At 67.3% G+C, this 15,051-nt stretch carries 14 protein-coding genes; 5 read left to right on the forward strand and 9 right to left on the reverse strand.

The genetic code is table 11. The features are described from left to right. Positions 1-79 precede the first annotated feature (79 nt). The 4 genes from ABD260_RS01005 to ABD260_RS01020 all read right to left on the reverse strand — a co-directional run bounded on the left by ABD260_RS01005 (position 80) and on the right by ABD260_RS01020 (position 3,467). Positions 80-565 carry a DUF4411 family protein gene (locus ABD260_RS01005; RefSeq protein ID WP_344231360.1) on the reverse strand — a complete coding sequence of 162 codons (486 nt, stop codon included), beginning with the start codon at positions 563-565 and terminating at the stop codon, positions 80-82. Then, positions 565-1,596 (reverse strand): ImmA/IrrE family metallo-endopeptidase, encoded by a 1,032-nt coding sequence (locus tag ABD260_RS01010; protein WP_344231361.1) that lies wholly within the window; start codon positions 1,594-1,596, stop codon positions 565-567. Before ABD260_RS01010 ends, ABD260_RS01005 begins: the two co-directional genes overlap by 1 nt. Before the next feature lie 264 nt (positions 1,597-1,860). Continuing rightward, positions 1,861-2,814 (reverse strand): type IV toxin-antitoxin system AbiEi family antitoxin domain-containing protein, encoded by a 954-nt coding sequence (locus ABD260_RS01015; RefSeq protein WP_344231362.1) that lies wholly within the window; start codon positions 2,812-2,814, stop codon positions 1,861-1,863. Between the two features lie 203 nt (positions 2,815-3,017). Next, positions 3,018-3,467, reverse strand: a complete 450-nt coding sequence (locus tag ABD260_RS01020; protein ID WP_184839463.1) for an HNH endonuclease — start codon at positions 3,465-3,467, stop codon at positions 3,018-3,020. A 143-nt stretch (positions 3,468-3,610) separates the two neighbouring features. On the opposite strand from ABD260_RS01020, the gene ABD260_RS01025 reads away from it, so the two are divergent. Continuing rightward, positions 3,611-4,018, forward strand: coding sequence for a DUF3151 domain-containing protein (locus ABD260_RS01025; RefSeq protein WP_344231363.1), 408 nt, complete (start codon positions 3,611-3,613; stop codon positions 4,016-4,018). Between the two features lie 86 nt (positions 4,019-4,104). Here the strand turns inward: ABD260_RS01025 and ABD260_RS01030 are convergent, their stop codons facing one another. Then, positions 4,105-6,072 carry a heparinase II/III domain-containing protein gene (locus ABD260_RS01030; protein ID WP_344231364.1) on the reverse strand — a complete coding sequence of 656 codons (1,968 nt, stop codon included), beginning with the start codon at positions 6,070-6,072 and terminating at the stop codon, positions 4,105-4,107. A 473-nt stretch (positions 6,073-6,545) separates the two neighbouring features. Here ABD260_RS01030 and ABD260_RS01035 point away from each other — a divergent pair, with 473 nt between their 5' ends. Beyond that, positions 6,546-7,751 carry an MFS transporter gene (locus ABD260_RS01035; RefSeq protein ID WP_344231365.1) on the forward strand — a complete coding sequence of 402 codons (1,206 nt, stop codon included), beginning with the start codon at positions 6,546-6,548 and terminating at the stop codon, positions 7,749-7,751. Here ABD260_RS01035 and ABD260_RS01040 read toward each other — a convergent pair. After that, positions 7,738-8,556 (reverse strand): DUF6597 domain-containing transcriptional factor, encoded by an 819-nt coding sequence (locus ABD260_RS01040; RefSeq protein ID WP_344231366.1) that lies wholly within the window; start codon positions 8,554-8,556, stop codon positions 7,738-7,740. The two genes, ABD260_RS01035 and ABD260_RS01040, sit on opposite strands and share 14 nt — an antisense overlap. 57 nt (positions 8,557-8,613) lie before the next feature. Here ABD260_RS01040 and ABD260_RS01045 point away from each other — a divergent pair, with 57 nt between their 5' ends. Both ABD260_RS01045 and ABD260_RS01050 read left to right on the forward strand, forming a co-directional pair. Beyond that, positions 8,614-9,096, forward strand: coding sequence for a VOC family protein (locus tag ABD260_RS01045; protein WP_344231367.1), 483 nt, complete (start codon positions 8,614-8,616; stop codon positions 9,094-9,096). A gap of 336 nt (positions 9,097-9,432) precedes the next feature. Next, positions 9,433-10,713 carry an adenylosuccinate synthase gene (locus ABD260_RS01050; RefSeq protein WP_344231368.1) on the forward strand — a complete coding sequence of 427 codons (1,281 nt, stop codon included), beginning with the start codon at positions 9,433-9,435 and terminating at the stop codon, positions 10,711-10,713. Between the two features lie 27 nt (positions 10,714-10,740). Here ABD260_RS01050 and ABD260_RS01055 read toward each other — a convergent pair whose 3' ends face one another. Further along, positions 10,741-12,747, reverse strand: a complete 2,007-nt coding sequence (locus ABD260_RS01055) for a serine/threonine-protein kinase (RefSeq protein WP_344231369.1) — start codon at positions 12,745-12,747, stop codon at positions 10,741-10,743. A 37-nt stretch (positions 12,748-12,784) separates the two neighbouring features. Next, on the reverse strand, positions 12,785-13,186 hold the full coding sequence (locus ABD260_RS01060; RefSeq protein WP_344231370.1) for a dienelactone hydrolase family protein: 402 nt from the start codon (positions 13,184-13,186) through the stop codon (positions 12,785-12,787). A gap of 346 nt (positions 13,187-13,532) precedes the next feature. Here ABD260_RS01060 and ABD260_RS01065 point away from each other — a divergent pair, with 346 nt between their 5' ends. After that, positions 13,533-14,117, forward strand: a complete 585-nt coding sequence (locus ABD260_RS01065; protein WP_344231371.1) for a TetR/AcrR family transcriptional regulator — start codon at positions 13,533-13,535, stop codon at positions 14,115-14,117. A 29-nt stretch (positions 14,118-14,146) separates the two neighbouring features. Here ABD260_RS01065 and ABD260_RS01070 read toward each other — a convergent pair whose 3' ends face one another. Continuing rightward, the gene (locus ABD260_RS01070) at positions 14,147-14,959 is read right to left on the reverse strand and encodes a siderophore-interacting protein (protein ID WP_344231372.1); all 813 of its coding nucleotides are present in this window, start codon (positions 14,957-14,959) and stop codon (positions 14,147-14,149) included. Positions 14,960-15,051 lie beyond the last annotated feature (92 nt).

Consider the following 15,051-nt stretch of genomic DNA (forward strand, 5'->3'; position numbering starts at 1 on the left):
AGACCCCGGTGGCTGACCAGTCGTGTGGTCAGCCACCGGGTCTGCAGCGAAGGAATGGCCGCCATAGAACGGTCGGAGTTCAGACAATCAGGCGAACGTCCTGGTCTCTGAGCATCTTCCAGGGCAGGCAGTAGGCAGCGCCGGCGGCTTCGCACGCGTTCGGAATCAGGATGCGTTTCTTGGACTCCGGGGCTGGCATCTCGTGTGTGACTACGGTGAAATCGAGTGACCTGCTCTGGCCGACCAGAAAATAGTCGGCGCTGGCCAAGAAGGTCGCCACCGCCGTTTGCGTGTACTGCGGAGTTTGATTCGCCCACGCTGCGAGCTTCTGGAGCTCGACCAGAGCTGCGGAGTCGACCGGTCTGAAGAATGACCGGGGTAGAGCTTTGACCCAGTCAGCGAGTTCATCGGCGCCGTCCAGGAGTTCGTCGCGCACGGCGTCAACCGAGCACACCACCCCAGCGGCGTGTGCTGCGTGAAGCCAACTCCAGAACCCAGGGGCGAAATCCATGCCGTAATGGGCGTTCTTGGCGCTGATAAACACATTGGCGTCGAGAACGTACATCAAGCTACTCCAAGCTCTTCGCCGAAAGCCTGGAAGGTGGCTGGTTTACGCACGCCCAGCAGTTGAAATGCATGGCGATGCAGTGTTTGGCCCTCCAGAGTGTCCGAGATCAGTGCCTTCGCGAACCGGCGGCTGACCCTGAGCGGCTGAGTGTTGTAGTAGTTGCCTCCGCTGCGACCATTGTTCTCGGCCAAGTCGAGCACACGAGTCAACTCGTCGACGTAGGCGCTTTGGTAGTCATCCCAGTCGAAGGCCCCCGTATCGAAAAGCCTTCGCAGCACAACGAGGGTGCTGACTTTGAACTGCCGGGCCAAGCGATCCAAGTCATCGGTCAAGGTCGGTCCAGAGAGTGCTGCTGGGACCAGCTCCGTTGGAACCAGGAACTCCGCCGCGACTCTGTTGCACCAGCGCTCCAGCGCTCGTCGGTCTTCAGTCCCGACCTGCTCGTCCAGCGACCCGAGTTCTGGTTTGTCGACACCTGGCTGACCTGCCCAGATGTGGGCCAACTCGTGGGCCATAGTGAAGATCTGTGCGGCCTTGGTATCGGCACCGTTGATGAAGATCAGCGGGGCTCGGTCATCGATCAACGTGAACCCACGAAACTCCTTGGGGTCTAACACCCGGTGGGTGTTGCTTCCGACGATGCCGCTGACCATCACCATGACGCCGTTGTCCTCGACGAGGTCGATCAAGCTTCGCAGTGCATCCGACCACGTTCTGTACTGCTGGCGAGCTTGATAGGTGAAGCCGAGGGTCTCACGCATGGTGTTGGCGACGATGGCGGGCGGATCGGTCGGACGTGCACTGCCGACGAACGGGACGGGATCCAGGTCATGACGAGCCGCGAATCCGGCGTACCACTCCTGTCGCTGTTCACAGATGTAGATTGTGTCGAGGAGATTCGGACTTGGCTCGGCAACGGCGGTATCTCTGACCGTCCGGAAGTCAGGTATGGGGAGATCCTCGGCCGGCGGTCGCTCCATGAGCAGGTAGCCGACAGGCGTGTAGGTCGCCCGGGCGAACTTCTCCAACTGTCTAACGGTTGGCCTGCCCTCGCCACTCATCCACGCACTGAATTGAGGGACGGCTCGCGCTATCTCCTCCGTGCCTCGGCGGGAGCGCTCAACAGCCCATTGCAGCATCTCCGGCGAGACGTCCAAGCGGAGAACCATCGGCCCATCCTCCTTTCCGAGTCGTCGTGACCGACAGTACCGGAGGGTCTCCCTCCTGCGGTGAGTTCATGTATTCCAACTGCTTTGGCCTGCGTGTCCGCCTAGGGGTTGTACTCCACGCTTTCATGAGAGGACCTGGGCGAAGTTGAAGTGGCGGATGCCGGTTCGGCGGGCGGCTCGGGTGAAGGTGGTGCGGATGCGGTCGACGACCAGGGGTGGATCGTTGAGATCGGCCCAGGAGATCCAGCAGTACTCGACAGGTTGCGGTCCATCGGGGTCTGCGGCGATCGGTTCGGGGAGTGGTTCTTCCGGGGTCGGCTCGAATTCCTCGCACCAGAAGGGGAAACGCGGCTCGAACTCGACGACGGTGCGCTCGTCGGGGAACCACAACGCGGCGGTGGACAGGTCGGGGTCGGGGGTGTCGGGCTCCGGAGGTGGGGACTGGCTCGGGGTCGGCAGGCCGGCGGTCTTGAGGATCAAGCGGAGCCGCGTCTCGGCGACCGACGACGCTCCGGTGAGGTGGCTGACGACGGTGTGAGCGCGTTTGGTGCCTTGATCGAGCAACGTGACGGCATGTCTGAGCGTGCGCGGGGTGACAAGACCCGTGTACAGAGCGGCGTCCGCGAGCACGACCGCCGGAACGGGTTGCGCGGTAGCGGCCACCTCGGCGACCGCGCGGGCGGGAGAGGCCATCCGCAATCTGTTCCAGAGCTGGAAACCTGGCCCCACCGGATCGCGGATATGACGGTGGACGCCGCGTAGTCGCCCCGAACGCCCGTCCGGCCCGGTCACGTGGACACGGGTCAGATCAAGCCCCCAGAGTGGCAACGCATGCAGGGCCGCCGCAGACTGGTGGCTCGCGTAGACACCCGGTCCGCCGGCTCGAAGCACCTGGTAAACCCTGCGCAGATAGAGCATTTCGTCGGTGATCAGCATCAGCGACCGATGCGCCGCGTACGTCCCGCGACGAATCCGGCGCCAGCATCCGGAGGCGAGCAGCGCGTCGATGTCGGCGTCGGCATAACCGCAGGCCCGCGCGTCGGCCCGGGTGAAAACCCCACCCCGAATCGACGCCATCACAGCAAGTTGAGGAGTCATGCCCTAGAAACTGCCGTGATCACCCCACCCCCGAACCCACAACTTTCCCTCCTGTGGACAACCTCCCCCGCCGTCGCCCCTCCCCGCTTTGTGAACCCACCATGCACTTCAACAGCGCGTCAGTACGCGGTGGCTTCACAAAGTGCGGGCGGCGGGTGGGTTTTGGGCATAAAAAAGGCCCGTCATGTGGTTATGACGAGCTCGGCGCGGGTTGGTACCCAGGGTTGCCAGAGGAGGGGCATGTCGGCCTCGGACGGGGTGCGGTTGCCCTTCCGCTCGTTGCAGGCGGCATGGGCGGCCACGGCGTTCAGCCACTCGGTGCGGCCGCCCCTGGATCTCGGTTGGACGTGATCCATGGTGTCGGCGTTCTCCAGGCCGCAGTACGCGCAGCGGAACTTGTCGCGGCGCAGCACCCCGTGTTTGGAGTACTTCATCCGGCCGGCGGCGTACCGCCAGTGGGTGACCACGTACCGCACCAGGCGGAGCACCCGGGGCACCGGGAACGGGCCGATCGTTCGCTCTCCGTGCGCCTCTTCCACCACGGCAACCTCACGGACCAGCATCCGGATGGCGTGCTGGATCGATACGGTGTGCAGCGGTTCGTACGACGCGTTCAGGACGATGACGCTCATCCGGTGCCTCCTTCCGGCCGTAGCTGGGAACCACGGCGGTTGACGCAGGGTCTCAAGCATCCGTGGCCGGTGGGTGAACGGTCAACGGATTTCGTCAGTCGGTCACGTGCCGGTACGGCTGCGTGATCGGCGAAGATGTGCTTATGGAATTGAACAATCTGCTCTCCGGCCCACCCGAGACACTACTACCGGTCGACCCGGCCGCGGCGGAACTCGCCGACGGGGCCGCTCCGGCCGACGTCGCCGCGAAGTACCCGACGTCCTCCCTGGCCTGGGCGGTGCTGGCCGAAGGGGCGCTCGCCGAGGGCCGCACGATCGAGGCGTACGCGTTCGCGCGGACCGGCTACCACCGGGCCCTGGACCTGCTCCGGCGGAACGGCTGGAAGGGCCACGGACCGGTGCCGTGGGAGCACGAGCCGAACCGTGGGTTCCTGCGCGCGCTGGCCGCGCTGGGCAAGGCGGCCGCGCTGATCCAGGAGAACGACGAGGCCGAGAGGTGCGTCACGTTCCTGCGCGACTCCTCCCCGGCCGCCGCCGACGCGCTCAGCTGACGAAGGGACCGCCGCGGCGCTGATCCCGGCGTGCCGGTGCGGGTTGGCTGAGTCACAGCCAACCCGCACCGAACGGTTGCTCAGCGTCAGGAGAGGCGGAAGAGGCCGCCGCCTGCGGAGATGCCGACGGAGGTGCGGACCCCGCCGAGGGACAGGTCGATGATGGTCGTGGTCCCGGAGGTGCGGACGGTGTAGGTGACGCCTTGGGTCGCTCTGGCGGGGACGATGAACGAGAGGATCGAGGCGGCGTAGCCGGACCGGGCGAACATCAGGGTGGGGGCGGAGTTGCGGGTGATGGTGTTGGGGTAGTGCCAGCCCTGGATGGGCTTCGTCTGGCCTTGCTTGATCAGGATCGCGCCGGGCGGGAGCGCCTGCTTGTAGGGCACCTGGAACAGGATGGTCCGGGTCGCGTCGCCAGGCTTCATCGCCAGCGCGGTGGTGCGCGAGTAGACGGTCGCCTTCTGGTCCGAGGGCAGGTGCCACAGGGTCTGGAACTGCTGCGCCGTGGTCGAGGACGCGCGGTCCAGCGACATGATCAGGTCCGGTTCCTTCAGCACCAGCACGGCCCGGGTGCGGTTGATCCCCGCACCTGGAACGTCGGTGAACTCGTAGAACTCCGATTTCGCCGCGATCGCCGAGCGCGTCAGCTTCGTCGCCGGGTACTTCTCCGCCGACAGCGGTGTCGTCATCGTGCTGGCCGAGAACTGGCCCTTGGCCCACGTCCGCCACACGTCGTTCTGGTACCCGGCGTGGCCACCGGTGATGAGAATGTCGCGGCCACGAGAGGTGTAGGTGATGCCGGTGTGGTCGCTGTGGCCGTGCAGCGCGCGCGACGGCCCGAAACGGATGCTGTAGGTCGACTCCTGCGAGAACGGCCGCGTCTCTCCCCAGCCGGTCCGCCCGAACACGTAGCCTGCGGAGTAGACGCCGACGCGCTGCTGCGGGACGGTTCCTTTGGCGCCCTGGGAGCCGGCGTATTCGGCGGAGGTGCCAGGGAACTGGCCGGTCGCGATCAGCTCGGAGTCGCCGAGCTGGTGCAGCTTGCCCAGCGAGTTCGTCGCGAGTGCGAGCCACTCAGCCAGCTTCGCCCGCCGCTGGGTGATTGTCGTGCCCGGATCGACCCCGCAGTTCTGCAGAATCGTGACAGCCCGGCCCCACAGCGAGTAGTTGAACTGTGCGTACCCCGTCGACTGCTCGTTCGTCGATCCCTCCGCGTCGATCGAGGTAGTGATGCCGGCGGCGAGGCGGTCCTGCGCGGTCTGCTTGTAGTCCGCGCGGTCCAGCGTGCATCCGACACCGAACAACGCGATGCTCTCGTCGGTGCCGTGGTTCCAGGCGCCGGACCAGTTCGCGGTCAGGAACGAGGCGTGGTCGACCAGCGCCTTGTCGAGCCAGGCGTACGACGGCGGCAGGGTGGTTTGGGCGAGCCCGGACAAGACCGCCTGGCGCAGGCAGATCAGCACGTTGGTCCGGTGCATGGTGGACTCCCAGGCACCGATGTCGGACTTCCATGAGTACGGGTTGTCGGTGACCCAGTCCTTCGCGATCGCGGTGACCCGATCCATCGCGATGGTGTCACCCTTGCCGGCAGCGGTGATGCCCTGCCCGAGCCAGCGCAGCGAGTGGAACCACATGTACCAGCTGGGGTTGCCGTACGGGTTCGCCCGCCAGTTGACGTTGCCCTTGCCGTCACCCACCTGGTACGGCGCGAACGTGCTCCAGGTGAAGGTGTCCTTGAGCAGGTTCGCGACCGGATTCGGGGCGTCGATCCCGCTGTACCCGGTGCACGTGTACTGGCCGGCTGCCCTCGCCATGGTGCTGACGGTCTTGATGTCGGTCGCCGGTGCGGCGGTCGGCTTGATCACGGGGCTTCGGTCCGCGCTGAACTGGGCGCCCTTCGGCTCCGGCAGAGCCGGCGCGACGGCAATCCCGGCCGACCGGGCTTTCGGCGGGACGGGCGACGGGGCTGCGGACGCGCCACCGGCGATCGTCAGCGTGGACACGACAGCGGCAGCGGTGGCCGCGGCGATCCAGCCGGCAAACCTTGCAGACATGACAGCCTCACTTGTTAGAACCTTGCTGATGCCGACCTCGGTGGCCTGGCCATCCCCGGAACCCCCACAGCTCGCCGCCGATGCGAAGTCGGCAAGCTGGTCCAGGACACGTCATGGCGCCCGTCTGCGAGTCACGTGTGGGTCGACAGCAGCGGGCCGCGTACGCGGCTGGCTCCCGCATCATCGTTGTCAGCACGTCCCGCGTTACAGCGCCGGAAAGCCTTTGTTCAAAGCACTGTCCGGTAGCTGGCCGTGGGTCACCACACCGTTTCCGACCGTGACGAGAGTCGATCGGCGGTACGATGTTCCGGTCAACCTGAACCACGAGGTTTCTGCCCGTTGACAGTGCCGGCAGCTGGCGAGCGTCCCCGCTGACTGCCGAACATGGACGGTTCTAGGCGGACGGACAGACCGGCGAAGCTGGACGCCCACGGTCTTGTCCCTCGCCCCGGCGGGCAGCGGAAGGTCCTACCGTGCCGGCTCTCACCGGACGGATCGGTGCGCCCAGCGGCACCTACGCAACAGTTCTGCGTACCCCGGGCGCCTGGAAGTTCTACCTGGCGGCGGCCCCGGCCCGGATCGGCATCGCCATGACCGGGCTCGGCATCGTCTGGCTGGTGCACGGGTCGACCGGCTCGTACGCCGCGGCCGGCACCGTTACCGGCGGGTTCGCCGTGGCCGAGGCGGTCGCCGGGCCGCAGGTCGCCCGGCTGATCGACCGTTTCGGCCAGACCCGGATGTTGCCGATCACCCTGCTCGCCCATGCGGTCGCGGTCGCGTTGCTGATCGGCCTGACGCTGGCGGGCGCACCCCTCCCGGTACTGGTCGCGACCGGCTTCCTGGCCGGCGGCTCGCTGCCGCAGATCGGTGCTCAAACGGCAGCGCGCTGGTCGCACGCCCTCCGCGATACGCCACTGCTCTCGTCGGCCTTCGCGCTGGAAGCGCTGAGCGTAGGCGTGGCCTTCATGGTCGGGCCTGGACTGGTCGGAACGGTCAGCTCGTTTGGCAGCCCTGCCGCGGGTTCGGTGCTTGCAACGAGCCTCCTGCTGGCAGGCGGTTTCGTGCTGGCATTGCAGCGCGGTACGGCCCCGCCCCCGAGCGCACCTGGTCAGCACACCAGTGCGAAGCGCCTGCTGCACAAGCGATTCGCCGGACTGGTCGGTACGAACATAGGCGTCGGCCTGTTCTTCGGCAGCATGCAGGTGTCCGTCACCGCCTTCGCAGTCTCGAGAGGTACGCCGGGCCTGGCCGGACCGCTCTACAGCATCACCAGCCTGGTGAGTCTGTTCGCCGGACTCGCGTACGGTGCGCGCCGCTGGCGGACTGCACCGGAGACGCAGTTCGTCATCGCGTTCGTCTGGCTAACCGTGAGCTGTGTGCCGTTGATCGCCGTACACACCCCGCTGGCGGCCGCGCTCGCCCTGACGCTGCCCGGTGTGGCGATAGCGCCGTTCCAGACGCTGTCGGCTGTGCTGGCCGAGTCAACGGTGGACTCTGCCGTCCTGACGCAAGCCTTCACCTGGCTGAACTCCGGTGGCGCAGCAGGTCTCGCGCTGGGTTCCGCCTTCGCAGGCTGGGTTGTAGACGGTCACAGCGCGCAGTACGGCTTCGTGGTCGCGCTAGTCGCCGCACTGACCGCAACCGTGATGGCAGCGCTGGTGAAGCTCAGCGGTAGGTGATCTGCCGTTCAGCGGCTGCCCTGCTTGCGTACTCGGCCGGAGTGAGCCCGATCTGTTCCTTGAACTCCTTGGAGAAGTGCGCTTGATCGAAGTAGCCGAGTGACGCGGACAACTCCGCCAGCTCGGCGACTTCACCTTGGGCGAGCAGTTCGGCGCCGTCATGCAGTCGATAGCGCCGCAACACCCACTTCGGACCGACGCCGACGTACCGGCGGAACAGCCGCTGCAGCGTACGGATCGGTACGCCGAACCGTTCGGTGATCTCGTCGACCCGCGCGACGGAACGGTCCGCGGCCATGGTCGAAACGATGTCGCGGACCAGCTCGTACGACGGATCCGGCGGTGCGAGATGGTCGCGCAAGAACGCCTCGAACACAGCACGTCTGCGTACGTCGGACTCCGCCTCGAACATCAGGTCCGCGAGCCGATCGCCATCCGGGAACACCGCGGTCAACGGCAGCACCTCGTCCCGGAATGAACCCACGTCCAGCCCCGTGATCGCCCCGAACCCACCGGCCCAGAACTTCACCCCGAACGCCCGCCCGCGCCCGGACAGCTCCCGCTCGAACTTCTTGGTGCAGACGCCGTTGACGAACGCGCCACCCGGTTGCTCGAAGGTCACGTTCACCGCCGGAAACGGCAGCACCTCGGCGGTGTACGGCTCGTCGAGATCCCATTCGACGATCCAGTACCACTCCACGAACCGCGAGGCCTCGGATCCGGGAAGAAGCCGGTTCAGCGAGCGGTGCCGGGCCTGCTCCCGCGGATGCAGGATGCCCTTCTCGCTCTCGGCTGGGTTGCTCACAGGCTGCCTGTCGCTTTCTTACAAGACCGGTACGGCCCCAGCGACTTGACTAGGGACATGACGAACACGGTAAACCCCATCCCCGACGGTTATCACTCACTGACCCCGTACCTGGCCGTCGAGGACGGGCCGAAGGCGATCGAGTTCTACCAAGCGGTGTTCGGCGCCGACGTGATCAGCCGGCAGGACCTGCCGGACGGGCGGCTCGGGCAGGCAGAGCTGAAGTTCGGCAACTCGATGCTGCAGCTGAGCAACGAGATGCCGCAGATCGGGCTCCGGGCGCCGAACGGCGAGTGGGTGCACTCCTCGCTGGTGCACTACGTGCCGGACGTGGACGCGACCTTCGCGAAGGCGGTGGCGGCCGGGGCGAAGCCGGTGGAGGAAGTGCAGACGTTCATGACCGGCGACCGGTACGGCACCGTGATCGACCCGTTCGGGCACCGGTGGGCGATCATGACCAAGGTCGAGGACGTCTCGCCCGAGGAGGCCGACCGGCGAGTCAAGGAGTGGCTCGCCTCGAACCCCAGCGAGCTCCAGTAGCGGCACCGGTCACGGCCGGGACATGAGGAAGCGGCCCGCCGGAACCGTCCCCTGCGGCAGTTTCGGCGGGCCGCTGACTAAGAGTGTGCACGTGATCACGCAAATTGGCAACCCGTCAACTGATGAAACAAGGACTTGAAACGTTCGCTTGCGAATTGTGGGCAGGCCCGAAACGTCCGCGGCCCGGTCCGGTAGGCTTTGGCCGCAAGAGCCTGGAAGCGCCGCCGGATGAATGTCCGGTGAACGTCTCCGGGCTTCACCGTTTCCAGCGTCGGCAGCTACGGGGTGTGAGGACGGCCATCACCCGGCGGCCGGCGCGTGAAGAGGAGGGCTGAGATGCCCGCAATCGTGCTCGTCGGCGCCCAGTGGGGCGATGAGGGCAAGGGTAAGGCGACCGATCTGCTCGGCAACACGGGCGAGGTCATCGACTACGTGGTGAAGTTCAACGGCGGCAACAACGCCGGCCACACGGTGGTGATCGGCAGCGAGAAGTACGCGCTGCATCTGCTCCCGAGCGGCATCCTCACACCGGGCGTGACGCCGGTGATCGGCAACGGGGTCGTGGTCGACCTCAGTGTGCTGTTCGAGGAGCTGGACGCGCTGCAGGCGCGGGGCGTGGACACGTCCCGGCTGGTGATCAGCGCGAACGCGCACGTCATCCCGCCGTACAACCGGACCCTCGACAAGGTCGCCGAGCGGTTCCTCGGCAGCCGCAAGATCGGTACCACCGGGCGCGGCATCGGCCCGACGTACGCCGACAAGATGAACCGGGTCGGCATCCGGGTCCAGGACCTGTACGACGAGAAGATCCTCGAGCAGAAGGTGACCGGCGCGCTGGAGCAGAAGAACCAGCTGCTGGTGAAGGTGTACAACCGGCGCTCGGTCGAGATCCGCGAGGTACTGGACGAGCTGCTCCAGTACGCGGATCGCCTGAAGCCGATGGTCGCGGACACCAGCCTGCTGCTGAACAACGCGCTCGACGAGGGCAAGACCGTGCTGATGGAAGCCGGTCAGGCCACGCTGCTCGACGTCGACCACGGCACGTACCCGTTCGTCACCTCGTCGAACGCGATCTCGGCCGGCGCCTGCACCGGTACCGGCATCCCGCCGACCCGGATCGACCGCGTGATGGCGGTCGTGAAGGCGTACACGACCCGCGTCGGCGAGGGGCCGTTCCCGACCGAGCTGCTCGATGCGGACGGTGAGTGGCTGCGCCAGCAGGGCGCCGAGTTCGGTACGACGACCGGGCGCCCACGCCGCTGCGGCTGGTACGACTCGGTGATCGCCCGGTATGCGGCCCGCGTGAACGGTGTCTCCGACTTCGTGCTGACCAAGTTGGACACCCTGACCGGCCGCGAGCGGATTCCGGTCTGCGTCGCGTACGACGTGAGCGGGGTGCGGCACGACGAGATGCCGATGACGCAGACCGACTTCCACCACTCGGTCCCGATTTACGAAGAGTTCGACGGCTGGTCCGAGGACATCTCCGGCTGCCGTAGCTTCGACGATCTGCCGAAGCAGGCGCAGGAGTACGTCCGCGCCGTCGAGGCGCTCAGTGGTGCGCGGATCTCCGCGATCGGTGTGGGTCCGGAGCGGAGCCAGATCGTCCAGCTGTAAGACCGGCCAGCCAGTCCGCCCTCCCCGTCATCCCTTGCCGATGATGGGGAGGTTGCGGATGAACGGCGCGTTCCGGAGATCTCCCAGCGACGGGCTCTGGATGTGCGGCGTCTGGATCGGCTCGCGGGCCCAGGCGGCGCCGGCGCCCTGGGTCGCCTTGTAGAACGCGATTCCGCCGACGGCCAGCAGGACGACGGCGATCAGGGCCGACAGCCAGTGCGCGCGGAACGTGTTCCGCGCGGCGATGTGAGCGCCGCGGCGAAGCGAACTACCGCCGGGGCCCCACCAGGCTGTGAACAGCGCGCTCAGAGCGGCAGAGCCGAATCCGACCGCGGACAACGGCTGCCAGTCCAAGCCGTACGCGGCTACGGCGATGCTTGTGACGGTGCCGCCCGCTATGGCGCCCACGATCAGCGGCAGGACCAGGCAGGGCAGGGTGATCAGGGCCGCAGTGGCGAGCTGCAGTGGGCTGGCTGCTGCGGCGACGACACCGTCGGACTTGGCGGAGCGGCCGCGGATCTGGCGGCGGCGCATCAGGGCCGTACTCGACCGGTCGACCGTTCTTGCGAGGACCAGGAGCACGATGGCGACTGCTGCGCCGACCAGCGGAGTCAGGGCGACCAGTCCGCTCAGCGCGATCATGAAGCCGATGATGACGACCGTACGACGGCCTGTCGGTGCTGTTCTGGGCGGCTTCTGTACGGGTGCTGGGTGCGACGGCTCTTGGTACGGAACTGGCTGGTTGTTCTGGTACGGAGCAGGAGCGTTCTGGTACGGCGTGCCGGTCGGCGCGGGGAGGTACTGGTCGGGCGCATACGGAGCAGCGGCGTAGGGCGTGGGAGCGTACGGGGCCGGGGCGTACGGAGCGGGCGCGTACGGCGTCGTCCCGTAAGCGACGGGCACCGCCGCACCACCAGCAGCACTACCGAGGGCGCCTCCAGCCACCGCACCGCCTGCAGCAGCTGCGGCCGACTTCTTGGCGGTAGCGTCGCGGAGCTTGTCTCGGATCGGTGCGAACGCAGACAGCGGCGGGATCACCGGCGGCACCAACTGCGCAACCTCAGTCGGCGTCGGCGTGGGCCCTGACTGCCCTGATTGCGCCGCGGCCTGCTCCGTCGGCATCAGCTTTGTCACCAGCCGGGTCGGCGGTGCCGCGACCGCAGTAGCGTCAGGGGTTGCTTCCACGCGGGGCGGTAGTGCGTCACGCCCCTCGGAGTACCGGCTGAGCCCGGTCATGATCTCTTCCTGCGTCGGCCGATCGGCCTTGGCCGGAGACAGCGCAGCCGCCAGCAGTGGCTTCAACCGGGGGTCCAGCCCGTCCAGATCAGCCTGACCGGAGTGCACCCGCGCCAGTACGGCCTCGAACGGCCCCTTCCCGAACGGACGGCGTCCGGTCGCGGCGAACGCCACAGTGGCCGCCCAGCCCCACCAGTCCGCTGACTCGGACACCATCTCGCCCGCGATGAGCTCCGGCGCCAGATAGCCCGGCGTACCGATCACCAGACCGGTCTGCGTCAGCCGCAGGTCGTCAGCGGCCTGGGCGATCCCGAAGTCGATCATCACCGGCTTGCCGTTGGACATCATCACGTTGCCGGGCTTCAGGTCGCGGTGGATGACTCCGGCCGCGTGAATCGCCTGCAGCGACTCCGCCAAGCAGCCTGCCACCGGCAGCCACTTCCGTGGCGTCAGCGGACCACGCTCGTCCACCTGCTCGTCCAGTGGACGCCCCGGCACGAACCGGGTCACCAGGTACGGCCGCTCGCTCTCCAGGTCGTGGTCGAGGATGCCGGCCACGCCTGGGTGGCTCACCTTCTGCAGTGTGGTCGCCTCGCGCTGCAACCGGGCGCGCGCGGTCGGGTCGTCCGCCACGTGCGGCCGCAGCACCTTCAGCGCCACCTCCTGGCGCTCCGGGCCTTCGGCCAGGTAGACGACACCCATGCCGCCCTGTCCGAGTCGCCGGACCAAACGGTACGGCCCGACCCGCTCTTCCACCTCCTCCTCGTGGGTGGAAGGCGGTCCCCCTGTGACTGACATGCCCTCTACGGTACGTCGGTTCCAGACCAGGCACGTCCTACAGCCGTGCGAACCAGTCGAGTATCTGCGGGTACGCGAGCTCCGCAGTGCGGTTGTGGTCGACGGGGCCGACGTCGGTGATGGTGCTGGGTACGCCGCGACGGGCGAGCTTCTGCTGACAGCTCTTGGCGTTGGCGGCCGGTACGTCGCTGTCGGCAGAGCCCGTGAAGAAGCGGAGCGGTACGTGGGGCGTCCAGTTGGTGCAGATGGTGTCTTCCGCGCGCAGGCGGCGCCCGAGTGCTCCGGTCGGATGCGTGAGGCTCTGCAGGAACTCCGGGCGGACCAGCTTGTCAGGACTCGTCGGTAGCGCTGCAGCGATCTCCTGCACGGTGTGGCTGCCGTCGACCAGTGCGGGCAGCTCGGTGCCGATCAGATCGTACGGTCCGGCGACCGGCGCCATCGCACGAAGTCCGAAGCCGGGGACCTGGCCGCGCTGAAGTGCCCGGCCAACGCGAGCGTGGTCCGGCCACCTTCCGAGAAACCGGTGACGAACACTCCGGATCGCAGCGACCGGCCGGACTCGGCGCTGAGCTCTCGCGCCGCAAGCAGCTGGTCCGCCGCGGCTGTGGTCTCGGACGAGCCACGATGGCTGCGACCACTGACCGGCACCGGAGAGGCGGTCGGCACCGAAGTGGCGGGCAGCGAGATGGCGGTCTGTGCCCACTTCCGGGGTAGGCCTGGCCCCACGGCCAGGGGCGGTAAACCGGTCGGTCTCGCGGCGGAAATCGAGCCGGTACTCTCGTTGCATGCACACCTCGGCGACACCCCGTGAGCGGCTTCTCGACGCCGCGGGTGAACTTTTCTACCGTGACGGCGTCAACATCGGAGTGGATGCGCTCTGCAAGGCGGCCGGGGTGTCGAAGAAGTCCATGTACCAGTTGTTCCGGTCCAAGGACGAGCTGATCGCGGAGAGCCTGGCCAGTCGCGGACCGGCGTACCAGACGCTGCTGCGCCCGGGAGTGGAGGACGACCGGCCGGCCCGGGAGCGGATTCTGTCCGTGTTCGAGCGGCAGGACGACATGGTTGCTTCAGGCAATTACCTGGGCTGCCCGTACGTGAGCACGGCGGTCGAGCTGAAGAACCCGGAGCACCCCGGCTCGGTGGTGGCGCGGCACTTCAAGCAGCAGCTGACCGACTTCTTCCACCGCGAGCTGCTCAAGGCGGGCGCCGAGGAGCCGGCCACGCTGGCCGTCCAGCTGACGATGATCTTCGACGGCGCCAGCGCGCGGTCGGTCGTCCGCGCCCAGCCACTCGGCGGCATCGGCGCGGCGACCGCCTCGGCCCTGCTGGACGCCGCGGGCGTACGCGCCGCCGAGCTCCAGCTGAACTGAACCGGCGATCAATCCAACTGAGCCGCCGATCAGCAGTGCGCCTCGCCGCGCTTCCAGTAGCCCTGGAAGGAGATGGCGGCCTTCGGCATGCCGACAGCGTTCACCAGGTGCCGGCGTACGGACTTGATCATCGACGACTCACCGGCGACCCACGCGTAGTCCGGGTCGAACGGCAGCGTCGCGGACTTCAGTGCATCCACCAAGGATCCGTCCGTGACCCAGGTGATGTCAGCAGTCCCCGGCGTCGGCAGTGCGCGTACGTCAGCAGCGTCCGGTACCGCAACGAACACGGTGGCATGTACTGCAGCCGGTAGCTCCTCCAGAATCCCCGCGAGTGCCGGAAGCGCAGTCTCATCCGCAACGAGTACGCGGCGCACGCTGGTTGCCGGCGGGACGTAGTCGACGCCGGAGTGGAGCAGGCCCTTCGGGCTGGTCGTGTCGACTGCGAACGGCAGCAGGAGGCCCACCTGGTCTCCTAGCTGCGCCTCACTCACCCACGCCGACGCAGGTCCGTTGACTCCGTGCAGTACGAACTCGATGTCCAGCTCAGCCACCTCTGGCCGCAGCGCTCGCACTGTGTACGTCCGCATGATGAAACGCTCCTCTTCCGGCTGAGCGCACCAGTCGGCGTACCACTCGGGCCCGGCCGGTAACCGGATCGTACTGCCGTCCGGGGGAGTGAACAGCACCTTGATGCGCTGGTCCGGGCCGGCGGTGACCGCCTCCGCGATACGCGGTGCGACGAACGTCACGCGGCGCAGGTGCGGGCTCAGATCCACTACGGCCGCCACGGTGGCCAGCAGCGAGTCGAACACGATCGGCCGCTCGAGCACAGTCGTCATGCTGGGGTTTCTCCATAAACTTCGCAGGGGGAGCCGCAGGTGCGGACCCGAGGGCGGCCGGGTTATTCTGTGGCGTCTAGAGGTTAGCCTTA

Source organism: Kribbella hippodromi (assembly GCF_039531045.1).
Lineage (GTDB): Bacteria > Actinomycetota > Actinomycetes > Propionibacteriales > Kribbellaceae > Kribbella > Kribbella hippodromi.